The 14819-nt window shown below is 41.1% G+C and carries 12 protein-coding genes; 6 read left to right on the top strand and 6 right to left on the bottom strand.

The window, feature by feature from the left end; translation table 11 throughout:
* Positions 1–69: 69 nt before the first annotated feature.
* Positions 70–696: a CRISPR-associated protein Cas4 gene (gene cas4, locus F7B60_04355; protein MCE4614743.1), complete on the bottom strand. Its 627-nt coding sequence runs from the start codon at positions 694–696 to the stop codon at positions 70–72.
* A gap of 15 nt (positions 697–711) precedes the next feature.
* Positions 712–3876 carry an isoleucine--tRNA ligase gene (gene ileS, locus F7B60_04350; GenBank protein ID MCE4614742.1) on the bottom strand — a complete coding sequence of 1055 codons (3165 nt, stop codon included), beginning with the start codon at positions 3874–3876 and terminating at the stop codon, positions 712–714.
* 171 nt (positions 3877–4047) lie between these two features.
* Between ileS and F7B60_04345 the strand changes: the two genes are divergently transcribed.
* The 4 genes from F7B60_04345 to F7B60_04330 all read left to right on the top strand — a co-directional run bounded on the left by F7B60_04345 (position 4048) and on the right by F7B60_04330 (position 6357).
* Entirely contained in the window at positions 4048–4461 is a 414-nt protein-coding gene (locus tag F7B60_04345; protein ID MCE4614741.1) for an AbrB family transcriptional regulator, read from the top strand.
* A 93-nt stretch (positions 4462–4554) separates the two neighbouring features.
* Positions 4555–5244, top strand: a complete 690-nt coding sequence (locus F7B60_04340; GenBank protein MCE4614740.1) for an MBL fold metallo-hydrolase — start codon at positions 4555–4557, stop codon at positions 5242–5244.
* Positions 5229–5999: a DUF72 domain-containing protein gene (locus F7B60_04335; GenBank protein ID MCE4614739.1), complete on the top strand. Its 771-nt coding sequence runs from the start codon at positions 5229–5231 to the stop codon at positions 5997–5999. Before F7B60_04340 ends, F7B60_04335 begins: the two co-directional genes overlap by 16 nt.
* Before the next feature lie 115 nt (positions 6000–6114).
* Positions 6115–6357 (top strand): hypothetical protein, encoded by a 243-nt coding sequence (locus tag F7B60_04330; GenBank protein MCE4614738.1) that lies wholly within the window; start codon positions 6115–6117, stop codon positions 6355–6357.
* 1 nt (position 6358) lies between these two features.
* On the opposite strand, the gene F7B60_04325 is transcribed toward F7B60_04330, so the two are convergent.
* Positions 6359–7111: a DNA polymerase sliding clamp gene (locus F7B60_04325; protein ID MCE4614737.1), complete on the bottom strand. Its 753-nt coding sequence runs from the start codon at positions 7109–7111 to the stop codon at positions 6359–6361.
* 105 nt (positions 7112–7216) lie between these two features.
* Here F7B60_04325 and F7B60_04320 point away from each other — a divergent pair, with 105 nt between their 5' ends.
* Positions 7217–7594 (top strand): hypothetical protein, encoded by a 378-nt coding sequence (locus F7B60_04320; GenBank protein MCE4614736.1) that lies wholly within the window; start codon positions 7217–7219, stop codon positions 7592–7594.
* Here F7B60_04320 and F7B60_04315 read toward each other — a convergent pair.
* On the bottom strand, positions 7586–7936 hold the full coding sequence (locus tag F7B60_04315; protein ID MCE4614735.1) for a hypothetical protein: 351 nt from the start codon (positions 7934–7936) through the stop codon (positions 7586–7588). The genes F7B60_04320 and F7B60_04315 overlap by 9 nt on opposite strands.
* A 45-nt stretch (positions 7937–7981) precedes the next feature.
* Complete coding sequence (locus F7B60_04310) at positions 7982–9766, bottom strand: DUF87 domain-containing protein (GenBank protein MCE4614734.1); 1785 nt, start codon at positions 9764–9766, stop codon at positions 7982–7984.
* Positions 9767–9838: 72 nt separating this feature from the next.
* On the opposite strand from F7B60_04310, the gene F7B60_04305 reads away from it, so the two are divergent.
* Positions 9839–12724, top strand: a complete 2886-nt coding sequence (locus F7B60_04305) for a DEAD/DEAH box helicase (protein ID MCE4614733.1) — start codon at positions 9839–9841, stop codon at positions 12722–12724.
* Here F7B60_04305 and F7B60_04300 read toward each other — a convergent pair.
* Positions 12721–14742: a phosphoadenosine phosphosulfate reductase family protein gene (locus F7B60_04300; protein ID MCE4614732.1), complete on the bottom strand. Its 2022-nt coding sequence runs from the start codon at positions 14740–14742 to the stop codon at positions 12721–12723. The two genes, F7B60_04305 and F7B60_04300, sit on opposite strands and share 4 nt — an antisense overlap.
* Positions 14743–14819 lie beyond the last annotated feature (77 nt).

The raw sequence follows: 14819 nt of genomic DNA, 5'->3' as shown, positions 1-14819 counted from the left end.
CATCTCCTATGTCTTTAATTATATTATCAGAGTTTATCTAAAAACCGGAGGCTATAATATTAAACTACTTTACTTGAGTTTATGAACAGGGCTAATCTCCTTGACCCAGGAACCCAAGGCATCGTCTTCTGACAACTTTTCACATGTCTTCCTATAAGGGCACTTTGAGCATTTGCGAGGAGTAGGATTGGGATCGGGAAAAACGCCATATTTCTTCACTAAGTACATATCACTAAGGGCTTTCAGCAATAATTCTACCGACTCAGAGTCAACGGTGAAGTTAACGGTTTTAGCTCTGTAATGTAGTTCTATTCTAACATTGTTACTGCCTTTTCTTATATTGATAAAAGCATATGTTAAGGCTTGCATATAGTCGGATAGCCAAGCTCCTTCGCGGGGGCCTTTTCCACTCTTATATTCATGGATGATTACTTCCTGTTCACGAATCTCTAAAGCATCCATTCGCCCTGTTAAAACGTAGTTCCCTAGCTCTACGGAGATAGTCTTTTCAGCTTCCCTACCTCTGAGAATACTGATATATTTCTTCAGAATGTGATAGAGAGAACCTAAAGCTATTCTAATCCTGCGTTTAATAGAAGGTTTCTCCTTGATATATAACTCGAAAAAGTACAGTCGAGGGCAGTAAAAGTATGTTTTAATCTCCGTGGGAGTGAATGCTATTTTCTCTTTCTCCATAGGTAGCATCCTTCACTATGACTGTTCTATGGCTATAGTAACCTTTACACCGTCAATATCCCATTCCTTCCTATGCCCATTGAGAGGGTTATCTGCGATTTCTATTGCTCTAACCTCCCTCATTAAATAGTTACGGTATTCGTTGATTGCCTTGGAGATTAGGGGGTCATCAGTTGTAACTGAAACCTTGATGCTATCCTCTACGCCTAACCCCATTTCTTTCCTCATAAACTGAACTCTTCTTACAATCTCCCTGGCTAGCCCTTCAAGTATTTCGGTTTCATCTAATCTGGAGTCTATTGCTACCAGGCCTACTTTGGAAGCCTCCACGCTAAGCCAGGTGGGATATTCAGCTTTTATTTTAACATGTCTAGGCTCTAAACGCGTTTCCCCTCCGCCCAGCTCGACAGTATAATAACCATTGTTTACTATGCTATCAGCTATTTCACGGCTCTTCTCTTTAATTATAGCAGCAATTTTCTTACTCTTCTTCTTGAACTCGGGGCCTATGGCACTGTAGTTAGGCTCTACGCTTTTCACAATCTGCGACTCGATAAATCCTTCGCCAACAACTTCAAAACGCTTAGCATTAACCACCTCTAGAACTATCTGCCTCACCGGCTCTAACTTTGTTATAATGCTGTTATCTATGGGTGAGAGCAATATTTTTTTAACAGGTCTTCTAATCTTTATTCCAGCCTTCATTCTAGCTGCCAGGGCTGCCTCAATTATTTCTTTGGCGAGGTTCATAGCTTCCTCAATTTCTTCGTTAATGAACCTCCTCTCATATGAGGGAATGTTTTCTAAGTGAACTGATTCGAAGCCATCCCCTGACTTATACACGAGTTCCCGGTATAATTTCTCTGTTATAAACGGTATAAACGGGGCGGCAAGCACAAGCCAGTTGTTTAAGATACTGTAGAGTACCGTGTAAGCAGTTCTCTTATCTACAGTATCTTCCTCGATCCATACTCTTCTCCTGATAAGTCTAAGGTACCACCTACTAACGTCTTCTACTATGAACTCTCTAATAGCTCGGGCTGCTTCATGCGGTTTCATATCATACATCGCTGCCTCGTATTCACGGATTAGTTTATGGAGCCTTGATAGGATCCACTTGTCTTCTGGTTTCATGTATTCATAGTAATTGTCAACGGTGTTCTCGGTAGGGTCGAAAGAGTCTAGGGACATGTATGTCAGTGCGAAATTGTAGACGTTCCAGACTATTGAGAGGTCTCGTTTCACTTTCTCCATACCATTCCACGAGAATTTCATGTCTTCCCATGTAGTAGTCATCATGGCCCACCATCTGAAGACGTCCCTTCCCATTCTATTGATTACCTCTGTTAGTTCGACATAGTTGCCGAGTGACTTATGCATCTCGAACCCGTGTTCGTCTAGAGTGAATCCGTGTACAAGCACTCTGTTGTACGGTTTTGACCCAAATGTTATAACCCCGCTTCTAAGTAAGCTAAAGAACCAGCCCCGTATCTGATCGTGGCCTTCAGTTATGAAGTCAACAGGTTTTAGTGACTCCCATAACTTTTTGCTCCTTGGATACCCAAGGCTTGCATAGAATGATATGCCGCTGTCGAACCAAACATCCGTAACGTCTTTTATTCTTTCCATTTCTCCTCCACACTTAGGGCATTTCAGTTTTACTTTATCTATCCAAGGCCTATGAAGGTTTTCGGGTACTTTACCACCTAGACGTTTTACGTCATCTATACTACCTATGACTTCAATGTGGCCGCATTTCTTACATACCCATAATGGTAATGGTATGCCCCAGAACCTTTGCCTGCTTATAACCCAGTCTCTAACATTTTTCAGGAGGTTGATGAACCTGGTCTTAGCCCATTCAGGTTGCCAGGTGATAGATTCAGCCTCCTCGATCAGCTTATCCTTTAACCTGGAAACTCTGATAACCCATTGTTCAGTCGCTCTCAGTAGTAGGGGGGTTTTGCATCTCCAGCATACTGGATATTTATGGGTTATTCTAGTCTCGTATAGGATGGCCCCCTTTTTCTTCAAGTCATCTATGATGTACTTATTTGCATCTCTGAAGTACAAGCCAGCGTATTTACCTCCACCCTCTGTTAGATTGCCTTGATCCCCCACTAGTGATATTATAGGTACATCATTCTCCCTAGCCACCTCAAAATCAACGTCACCGTGGCCTGGTGCGGAGTGTACTAACCCGGTTCCCTCGTGTTCGGTTACTGCTTCAGGTGCAAGAATTACCTTATGATAGTTTCTTAAAATCCTCTGAGCTGTAACCTCATCTTCAAGGGGATGTTTATACTCAACACCTTCCAATTCCACTCCTTTAAATGTTCGGGCAATCCTATACTCCGTAACCCCAGCTTGCTTCAAGATTATAGGTGCTCTTGCCTTCGATAGAATGAGAGTCTCATCTTCTACTTTGATTTCGGCATACTCAATTTCAGGATGTGCCATTACAAAAGCGTTTGCAGGCAAAGTCCAGGGAGTTGTTGTCCAGATAACTATGTATGTCTTATCTCTTCCCTTAACTTTGAATTTGACATAAATTGAGGGATCCTCTATTTCCTTATACTCGGATACCTCGTAATCTGCAAGAGTAGTCTCACAGCGAGGACACCAGTGGTGTACGAGCAAATCTTTCTCCAGTAAACCTTCCTCGTTTGCTCTCTTAATCATCCACCAACCTGATTCTATGTAATCATTTTTGAAAGTGAGATAGGGATTCTCCCAGTCCATGAAAACGCCGAGATCCTTGAATCCGCTTGTTAAACCATTAACGTTCTTCTTTGCGAACTCCATACACTTGGTAACAAATTTGTCTATTCCTATTTTCATGATATCCTTTTTCGTTTTCAGACCCAGCTCCTTCTCTATTTTCACTTCAATGGGAAGTCCATGTGTGTCATAACCAGGCTGGTCCCAGACGTTATATCCTTTCATCCGGAAGAATCTAATCATAGAGTCTTTAATTGTTTTATTCCATGCGGTTCCTATGTGAAATGTGCTTGATGAAGGATACGGCGGCCCGTCTAGGAAGTAGTATTTCTTCTTGCTTTTAGAGGATTTTTCCTTTACTTTATGGTATATCCCATTTTCCTCCCAGAACTTGTGAACGTGATCTTCTACTTTATGCGGGTTATATGCCCCTTCTAGTTGCCCTCTGACTCTGCTCAAAACCAAGCACCTTTCCGCATTACCGTTCCTAAGTAGTTCTCTGCAAGAGCTTGACAATTATAATTTTAGCTAGCTGCTTTGAGTAATGTATGATGGGAAACTATATATTGCGGATTGAAGCGGTTTAATATAATCGCGTGGAATAAACGTGGGAAAGGGAGGTGTGTTCCTATGAGAATAACAGATATAGTCAGAATGGACGCTAAGGGAAGAGTTACAATTCCTGCATTGATACGTGAAACCCTAGGTATCAATGAAGGAATGTATCTTGTTATAATAGGAGATTCTGATAGCAAAGAGATAATTCTGACGCCCATAATTAGTTCAGGTCAAAATGTTTATGAGATAGCGGTTGAGTTCCAAGATGTTCCAGGAGCTTTCGCATCGGTTTCTGATGAACTAGCTAGGCAAGGAACTGATCAGATTACAACCCGATGCTCTACTATACGAAGGGGCGATATCGCTGAGTGTACCATGGTTGTTGACTTATCCAATGCAAAAGTTAGTGTGGAGGAACTCAAAGAAATACTCAATGGTCTCCCGGAAGTTCGGATGGTCTTCATACGTCCTATAAGAGTTATGTGATAGTGTTTATTACTAGCAATTTTTCCTATATCATCATTTGATGGTATTACTTCCTTCGGCAACTCTTAAAGCCTCAGGAAACAGGCGGTCATTATGATTAGAATAGGCAAATATGTGTATCGAGTACTTGAACCTAGCATGGTCTATCCATTTGACGCGATTTCGTTACTCATTGATCAAGGAGACCATTTATCCCTAATAGATTCAGGAACCGGTCTCAGAGGGGTATATGAGCAGATTATTCATAGCATTATATTCTTGGGGTTAACTGGGAAGCGGATATATAGGGTTTACAATACGCATTGTCACTTCAATAATGCAGGCGGGGATTACATGTTTCACCGGAGCCATTCAGCAGTAATCGTTAGCCATGAAGAAGACTCTAAAGCCATAAAGGAAGGCGATCCCTTGTTAACTGATTCCTATAGGTATAATACTCGATTCCATCCTACACCTGTAGGGTACTTGTTAAGGGAGGAGAAAGGTTTACTAGAAGAGGATATGGTCAAACTAGAATATTCCCACACTCCAGGACATACTCCGGGGTCCACTACTTATATAATATATGATCCGTTAAGGACGATTGCGACTGTAGGGGATGCGCTAGGATCGTTAAATGAAAAATGGGCTTCCAATGAAGAAGAATGGATGAAAACGGTGGATAAACTAAAGGATTTAGAAGCGGACACTTATTGTACCAGCATTAAATGCTATAATAAACAGGAGTTTAGAAGATATCTTAGCCAAATAGTGGAAGAGGGACCCTTATGGATATCAGAGTAGGAGTATGCGGTCTCCCAAGAAAAATCGAGGTTATATCAGAAAAACTAGATGTCATCGAAATACAAGAAACGTTCTATAAGCCTAAACCTAGTAAATATCTCAAATGGAAGGAAAGAGCCTCGAACCTTGAGTTTACGGTCAAAGTATGGTTTCTAATAACCCATGGCTGGAACAAGCTCCTAGTTCGAAAGGCAAAACTACTGGAAACAACCATGAAGATAAATAAGGATAGGATAGGTGGCCTAAAGCCTACTGAAGAGAATTTTATGTTACTTGAAGAAGTAATCAAGGCGGCAAGAGGAGTTAATGCAAAGTTACTAGTATTCCAGACGCCCGGTTCATTTAAACCTGTAGATGTTAATGGAATATCGCATTTTCTAACAACCGTAGTAGACAAAGGGTTCACTCCTATATGGGAGGTTAGAGGAGCCACATTAGACTATGAAGAAGAGCTTGCTAGGATAACTGAGAAAACTACGGGGTTGGTCTTGTCGACAGACATGCTTAGAAGTCTCCTACCCGTAGAATATAGAAGTGAACTGGTTTACATAAGGCTACATGGTTTGGGTGGACGCCAGGTGAATTACAGGTATAAATACACGAAGGACGACTTAAGGGAACTGCTCAACCGTATAGTAGGTTACATGGAAAGCAAAGATAAGACCACTTCCTATGTAATGTTTAACAACATATATATGTTCGGTGATGCAGTCAGTTTTAAGAGCATCCTTGAGCAATTAAACCTTGGGAAATAATAATTATAGGAGGCCTACCGATGAGCGGGGGGATCCGGGGAGGGGTACAATACCAATGTCCCTCCGGGTAGACCTCCGCTAGGAGGGCCTATTATGTAGAACGAGGTAAAAGGAAGTGAATAGAAATACCCTTTCATGGGAAAGATGCGATATATGCGGTCGACATGGTCCTGTCAGAGAATGCGGTCTAAAGCCAGGGCTAATGGTATGCCCATGGTGCTGCCTCATGTGCCCCGAAAGAGATAATTGTCCTAATCCCGCGTGGTTTCCGGGGTTGAAAATGGCTAAAAGAAAAGTTACAGAAGGAAGCCGTTCTAGAAAGATCTTGTCGTATATAACTGATAGCAAAGAGAAATAGTTTAGCCAACTGCTGGAGCTACCCATAGATAAAGATCTTCTCCTCCTGGGAGCTTATAAACAAGCTTCATAGGCATATTTGTGGAGAATTCTACTGCAAGTTGTTCTGCGGCTCCTGCTGGTTTAGCTGCTGCCTGTAGTGCTGCTAGCAAGTAGCTTGCTTTTTCATTTCCCGGTGTATCTATGTCTATGAGAGGCGCGTCTTGTTTGAATACTCCCTTATATTCAAAGGGTTCCTCGGAGGCAGTAACCGTTAGATCGTCGGCTTCTGTTATTAACGTTATGATGTTTGCCCCTATGGCTTTTGCATCTGAAAGAATGTGTTTAAAGTCGTCGGCTCCCATCAGTATTTTCGTTGTTAGATTGACCTTCGGTTCAGGGATATCATTAAGCCCTGGCATTGTCTGTATCTCGAAGATCCTCGGAACACCTGTTTTCTTGTCACGGAATATCATGCGTAGGTTGTTTGTATCAGGATAGTATTCGAGCTCTAGTGCGTCATTCCTTGTACCACGCTTCATTGCTGCACTAATCCTATCAGTTCTGACTGTAAACTTATACTCTTCCTCTAATTGATATTCTTCGAACGATGAAAGCGGCATACGGAATATCGCTAGTATAAGCTTGTCAGGACTCAAAACTTTGAAAAGCAGCCCATCTGCTCCCGCTAAAACTAGAGCCTCATCCCCCACCTTTGCAAGTGCTTGAGTCACATATTTGAGCTTAGACACATTAGCATAAGATGCCTTCAACAAAGCTTAACACCCTAAGGACAATTCGTTTACATCAATCAGTATAAGTGTTATATCCGGCTAAAAACTATTTTATCATACTAATTAAACCCCCAAATGGGTGGACTGATGGAGTCTATTAAGATAAAACTGGATTTAGCTAGATACAGTAGAATAGAACTTCCAAAAGAGAAGGCCTTGGAACTCCTAAGCATTCTTCAAGGAGAGAGAGATAAAGATGAAGTTAGAGAAGCATTAAGGATAGCAGAGAACTTCGATGTCTTCTATGAAATGATGCGTAGAAAACAGCGGGATTATATTCCATTACCACATGATTACAGTGATTTATTGAGAGGCGACGTCTCAATAGACAAGATTAGGCTAGAAAAACGGGATAATGCAGGCTTTGTCATATTAATATTCGATAAAAGGTTTCCAGTGGAAAAGTTATCGCAATTATTAAAAGAGGTAGGGTATAACGAGGTAAATATTGAGAAATCATTTTGAAGCCTTCCTTTTGGTTTTCTTTTTGGTTCTTGCTTTCTTCACTGTTTTTGGTTTTGCAGTCTTAGTACTCTTGGTCTTCTTTTTCACTATAGCCTTTTTCTTAGTTTTTGATCTCTTCTTTTTGACTTCAGGAGGCTTTATTTCTGTGATATAGGTTTTCGCTTTTGTTACAGTTATTTCGCCTCTCGCCAAGCTCTCAAGGATATCAATATATGTAAGCATGGATTCAACAAGAGTAGAACTCAAAACGATAAAGCCTATATCTTCCTCTTCAGCTCTCTCTTCAGTACCTGTAACCTCCTCCTCTTGCTCTTCAGTTGCTGTGATTTCATCAGCACTCAACAGCTATTCACCCATTAACTGCATTTAAACAGATAGCTGGGTCTGCTAAAAAACCTTAATAAGCCATATATCTTTACTTATTAATTTGTTATCAAACATTGTATATCCTGGAGGTAGAGATGAAAGAGTTTTTCGTAGGATCATACTTTGATCCCTGTCTAATGGAGTCAGAATTTTCAACATGTAATCCAGGTTCTCAGGTTCATCCATTCCGAACATAAACTTTGAAGTAGAGTTTATAACAATATCCCTTGGTAAAACCTTCGGGTTTTGGGTTATACTAATTATAGCTAAGCCAAACTTCCTCGACTCTGTATATAGCTTACTTAATATGCTATTATTGCTAAAATGATGAGCTTCCTCTACTACAAGTAGCCGGCGATTTGTTTGAGGCATCTTTGCCATGGTGTTATACAGTATTCTTAGAACTAATTCAGCTGTTGCTATTCTCAGATGCATTCCAGGTATTCCTGATAGATCTATTATCATATTCTTTTCCCCTTCCAACAATAAGTTGACAGGGGTTTTACCTTCAAACAAGTATTCCAACTGGCGAACATATTGTGTTAACCCGATAATGCTTGATTTATCACTTATACCTGAGGAGCCTGCTAAACTTAGCAGGCTCCTTGGAATATACTTAGAGAGGTTTTCAGCGTTTTCAATGGAAAAATAATCAATCAAAACGTCATAGAGCATTGTATACTGGCGATCTCCTAGGTTGTATATGCTTTTGAAGGCATCAGCAATTACTTGCGCTTTAAACTCTTCGTTTCCATTGATTGCTTTGAAATCTAGGTAGTAGTCCTTGTTCCAAAAATCAACTGTAACACTATTTTCTAAAAAACCCTCATCATATTCTCCGTGGAAATCTAAGACTAACACCTTATGACCCTTCGCGGAGAAATAAGTTACCAGACGTTTAGTCAACATCGATTTCCCAGAACCACTCCTACCTATCACAATAGTATTCAAATTAGGTTTCCCAGGAGATTCAATGGCGAAGTCCAAATACAATTTACTACTTGAGATCATGGCCCAGTGCCAGCTAACCGTTCCCTTATTGTAGTTGAACGGTGGCTCCAGTGAGTCTAGTTTACACCAGAAGTAAAGGCCTCCAACTACACCCCCAACATCCAGGTCTTTACCTTTGAAAGATATTCGTAACGGTGAAGTAAGACCTAGGACTACGGATAATGGAAGGGAGAAAACGGAAAAAGAAGACGATAATCCGAGTAAAACGGGGTTGTAGTAAAAGAAGCATAAACCCAGTAATGAGGATGCCAAAACTCCAGATAACCAGTAAAGCCAGCTGTTGTATATAGTTAACCAACCGAATAGTCCCTGAATAGAGTATCCTATTCCGATACCTGATATATATCCTATGATGAAAAGCGGTTTCACACCAGTACTTATGCAAACTGAGGACTTTGAAAACAATGGTTCTATACTCTTATTTTTCCTAATCGTATGAAGAACGATTGGTGCTAGTGTTATGACTAGTGGTAATGAGAGGACTAGCATAACACCTGCTAAACCTATCTCAGGGTGGGTTAGCCATAGAATATATATGCTCACCAGTAGTACTGAGATATACTCTAAAAGACTCCCAGTTCCTAAATAGGAGAATCCTAATCCTAGAGTTAACAGTATTATGAGCAGTATCAAGGGTTGAACGCTTGGATAGATTACCATGCTTATGTTTAAGGCGTTGTAGGGAACGTAGATCTTCAACAAGGTTATCATCAGTAGAACAAGATATATTGAATAGAGTGCGAGAAATATGGCAATTCTCTTCGCGGTTATTGTAGTGTATTTCATTGAGCTCATGATACCCCCTGCTTTTTGCCATTATATCATAAAAAGCCTGGTTGTAGTAAAAATGAGTGGCGGCTGTAAGGAATGAATGATATTAATGTTATGATAAGGAATGATGCTTGTTTGTGGAATAATCTGGGATTAAATCCACGTTTAATTAGCATATTATGCTCTTTAGGTTATGTTGAACCTACTCCTATACAGGAAAAGGCTATACCATTGATTCTTTCCGGTAGAAATGTACTGGTTGTAGCTCCTACGGGAACGGGAAAGACTGAAGCCGCCCTTATACCTGTATTATCCAAGCTTCGAGAATTAGAAATGAATCCCAAGGGTATAAGAGTAGTATACATTACCCCTCTCAGGGCTTTGAATAGGGATATTCATTATAGAATGAAGCGACTTATAGAAATGAATGGCTATACCCTTATGGTAAGACACGGCGACACAACACAACAGGGCAGGCGGAAATTCATGGCAACACCTCCTACAATAATGGTGTCAACACCTGAGTCCTTCGGCCTACTAATAACTGTAAGCAAGATTCAGAAGCACCTAAAAAACATACGATGGATAATAATTGATGAAATCCATGAACTCCTTGACAGCAAGCGCGGAGTAGAGTTCTTCATCACTATAAAGCGTTTAGAAAGGTTAATTGGGAGAAACCCCCAGCTAATAGCATTATCAGCAACATTGTCGGAGAAAAGCATAAGAAGGGTCAGTGAAGCCTTAGGCGGCTATCCATTATTAGCTATAGACCCATCATACAAAAAATATAATATAAAGGTAGAGGTAACAGGATCCAAGAACGGTTTCTGGCCCGATCTTGCCTCGATAATTACTGGAATAGCATCGCGGGAAGGCAGTACTCTAGTATTCGTAAACACGCGCCAAGTGGCTGAAAGGCTCGGAGTAGAATTAGGTAGAAGAAATAAGTCCAGTGTGGGCGTTCATCATGGAAGTTTACATAGAGGTATAAGGGAAAGAGTAGAGAAAGAATTCAAGGAAGGGGAAATTCAGATACTTGTTTCTACATCAAGCATGGAACTCGGTATCGATATAGGCTCAGTTAATAGAGTAGTGCAAGTAACGTCCCCCAGAAGAGCGACTAATCTATCTCAGAGAATTGGCAGATCAGGACATCTGCTGGGCCGTTTAAGCAAGGGATACGTCATAACAATACCTAACATATATGAGATAATAGAATCAGTTGTTATAGCGAGAAGAACGAAAAACGGTGACCTGGAAGACCTTCCAATGTACGATAAACCTCTTGACACCTTGGCCCATGGTATTGCAGGGTTCGTCCTAGACTCTAGGCCAATTAGAATAGATGAATTATATCATTATGTTTCACATTTACCATTCTATCGGAATCTCGGGTTGGATGAAATAGTAGAAATCACTGATTTCATGGAGAACCTTAGAACCCTGAGAAAAAGAGAAAGGGAACTTACCTGGGGTAGAAGGACCAGAAGCTATTTCTATAGCGTCTCAATGATTCCCAGCGAACCAGATTACACTGTAATAGATATCTCGTCAAGAGAAATGATAGGAAAGGTATCAGAACGTTTCGTGGTCTCCAATATTAGCAGAGAAGCACCTTACTTTGTTCTAGCAGGTAAAATTTGGCGTGTCTTGGATATCGATACTGAGAAGGGGAAAATATATGTGATGTTACAAGGAGTATCTGAAGCTAGAATACCTTCATGGGAAGGAGAACTGATTCCAGTTGAATACAAGGTTGCTAGAGAAGTATGCGGTATTCTTCAATTGATTCTATACGACAAAAAATATGCCTTAAATTTAATCAGTAAGAGATACGGTGAGTTTCTATCGGAAAACACTAGGGTTAAACTATATTCACTCGTTGAGAAATTATGTCGTGGTTCGAACAGTCTGTCAGATTTAGGTTACTATAAACCCGTCCTAGAAATAATAGATGGCGGTGTTCTGCTTTATACATGCCTTGGTAGTAAGGGTAATTATACGCTGGGACTTTTAATTTCAAGCATAATATCTAGAATTGAACATGTTGAATACAGTAGAATACCATACTCAATACTATTCACCTCCAATATGTCAGCAAAAGCTCTAGCTAAAATGATCGCTGACTCACTCAGAGAGTTATCAAAAACGGATTTACCAGAACTAATAGGCCTCTTCATAGACCACGTCAGAAACACTTACGCCTATAAGATTAGGCTTTCATGGATAGCGAAGCGAATGGGCGTAATAAGCCGTGACACAAGGTTATCCTCGGAAACACTTCGAAAACTAACTCAAATATATAAAGGTAGCGTTCTGGAGCGAGAGGTGATTAACGAGATGCTCATCGAGAATAACGATATGAACGCTGTCCTAGACTTCCTAGAAAACCTCAAGACAGATAGCATCAAGATTATAGATAACCACCAGGGAAAACCTACTTTCCTAGCGCAACAAACTCTCGAAAACCCGTACATGAGAAGGCCTGAAACTGGCTCCGGAAGGCAAACAATGCTGAAAAGCCTAATGATAGAAGCTGTTAAGAAAAGGCTGGAAAACAGTGAGGCCAGAATGATATGCTTGAGCTGTGGTTATTCGTGGACTATCAAACCAAGTGATATGAATCCTTCAGAATATGTTAAGTGCCCTCGGTGCAGCAGTAGGCTTGTAGCTATTACATGGAAGGGAGATGAAGAAGCAGTCCACATAATCAGAAAACACCTTGATAAGGAGAAACTCACTAGAGAAGAGGGGAAAAGACTAAAAGATCTACAGAAAGTCGCTACTCTACTGCTGTCCTATTCGGCAGAAGGATTAGGCAAATACGTTATCGAAGCATTGCTAGCTAGAGGTATAGGGCCAACAATACTTCCTAGAGTTGTATCTAAACTAGTGGATTACGGAGAGCGAGAATTCTATAGAGCTATAATAGAGGAGGAAAGGAAGTTCGTAGAGAATAGAAAGTACTGGAAAACCTAGCCTCCAAGGAAGAATCCTTCTGCCTCATCCTCCTCGGTGTCCGGTCCTTTTGCTTCCTTCTTCAATTTATAATATCGTTTGATTATGCTTTCCCTACTACGTTTCCACTTACGTCTCCAAGCAGTGATCTCACCCTCATTCAATGGTATAATGACTTTCTCAACCGTAACATCAGAGATGGGGCAATTATCTATACATAGTTTACAGTGTATACAGGTTGAAGCATCGACTACCGGTCTTCCATCTATTATTTTAATAGCACCGGTAGTACAGCTAGTTTCACATAGCTTACATTCACCGCAATCCTTCCAGCGGTAGTAGAGTTTAACTACATCGTAAGCGAATTCTTTTCCAGCTCTACCCTTCAAGCCGTATATATATACATTATTTCGATCCAGAGTCATGCTCACACTAGTATTCTTAATGCTATATTTGTTCTTGTCATCCATTGTAAAAGGCCCTATAACAGTGTATTGCTCCTTTAAGAACTGAGGATCTATTTCACCGTTAAATCGGATAACTACCCCGTCTTTCTCCTCTTCTATAGCTGAGAGGGGTTCTAACCATTTGGTGTAGTACTCCTTCCAGTCAGGCATATTTATCTTCAGCCTCTTCTCTAGCCTCTTCTTTTGACTGGCAGGTGTTAACCACCTCCATATTCCTTTTTCCACCCATAATTCAGCATCTCTCCCGTTGAGCCCTATTCTTTCTGCCCATTTGTATAGGGTTGAGATCCACTTTTCCCATAGTTCTGGGTGGATCTCATTTACTTGCTGGTATTCAGCAACTGTAGCAGCAGGGCACATAAAACACCCGAGTCTATCAAACCCCCTGAAGTATAACGGGTTAAGGGGTAGGTTATACTTGAAGATATAGAGGTATATTGCTAGTTGACCCCAGTATTGTATGGGGCTTATGTTCAATAGTTTAGGTAGCCATTTATTTCTCCATACCCTCCCGCTTTTAGCCCTGTCAAGGCTCTCGTAAGCTCTTTGTCCTACAATGTTCAGTGCTCCATCAGGGAAGTGCTTGTTGACCGTTTGGGCTAGCGGTGCCAGTTTGGTAATTTTACAGCACCACCGGTAATCTTTGCCAGGCGGCCCTATTCTCTCGACGGATTTCCAGAAAGCATTGCCTGCCGAGGATTCAATAACCTTTAACCCCCATTTATCAGCGATTTTGTAGACATGTTCGATAGTTTCAGGCAGTTCAATTCCGGTATTGTTAAATAAGATAACAGGCTCTAAGCCAGCTTTTAGCGTTAGATGCAATGCAACTAAGCTATCTTTACCACTGGAGAAGGAGACTATTACTGGGCCTCCACGCTTCTCATATAAGCTTCTAATGAATTTTATAGACCTCTCCTCCAAAACAGCTAGATATCCCTCGTTCTCCCTAACAGCGTCTTGCCAAGTGGAATCCCGGTCTTCCGCGAATTTTGGCGGGTGGAAAGTATAGAAAACATTATGAACAGCAATTTGCCCCTTACTATAATAACCTATACCTACAGGTTCTCCGCGGCTATCCACCAAAACTATCTGCTCGCCTTCCCTATAGTTTTCCCCGTCAACTCTCAGCCTCCTCCTCCATTTTAATATTCTCAAGCCACCCTCTAGTTTAAACACACTAAATACACCTGCATCCATTATCCTAAGTATTCCAGGCCTACTAAGCCTTAGCCTCCATTCACCTTTGAACGGCTCATAATATACCCTAGCAATCACCGCTCCCTGAGAGATCACTTCCTTCATTTCATCCATAAATGGAACCTTGTTGAGGAGGACGACGCCATAACCGAGGAGTCTGTCTACACCTTTCAGTGTGTCAAACTCATTCTTGTATGCTTTTTTGACTCTTCCTATATCATGTTCAAATCCGGGTCTAACGTCACCCGGGTCAGTTAGTTTAAGTTGCGGGCCTCGGCTCCCATTTCTACAGCGGTCGTCAATCAGAGGTACATTGCTGTGAGGGCACCAGTAGACTCTATTCTTCACCGGCCAATAGTTTCCTCTCCCCACCAATAGCACCAAGGCATCTACGATTGTATGGATGTTTAATAACAATATGATGAAACGAGGAATGCATCTATCAACTG

The organism is Candidatus Tiamatella incendiivivens (assembly GCA_015522635.1).
Taxonomy (GTDB): Archaea; Thermoproteota; Thermoprotei_A; order Sulfolobales; family Acidilobaceae; genus Tiamatella; species Tiamatella incendiivivens.
This window is presented reverse-complemented; position numbering and strand designations above follow the sequence as displayed.